1 rRNA gene is annotated in these 255 nt (G+C 45.9%); it reads right to left on the bottom strand.

What is annotated here, in order from left to right:
- Nucleotides 1-130 precede the first annotated feature (130 nt).
- A 23S ribosomal RNA gene (locus tag KI362_RS25445) occupies nucleotides 131-255 on the bottom strand; the annotation flags it as partial.

Here is a 255-nt window from a genome sequence, read left to right as displayed (position 1 = left end):
GCTGCGCTTGCTTCAATGATTTACTCACCAGCAAAATATCCATCCTTAGAAAGGACGTGCAGCTTAAAATCAGTTCAGGAAGTCTTGCTCCCTGAAAACTGGATACGAAATAGAATCTGTGAATTAGGTATTGGATAAGCCCTCGACCGATTAGTACCTGTCAGCTCCATACATTGCTGCACTTCCACCTCAGGCCTATCAACCTCGTCGTCTTCAAGGGGTCTTACATACTGGGAAATCTCATCTTGAGGGGGG

The organism is Paenibacillus apis, assembly GCF_018333295.1.
Classification (GTDB): domain Bacteria; phylum Bacillota; class Bacilli; order Paenibacillales; family Paenibacillaceae; genus Fontibacillus; species Fontibacillus antibioticophila.
The sequence above is the reverse complement of the archived record's forward strand: the minus strand, read 5'-3'. Positions and strand labels throughout refer to the sequence as shown.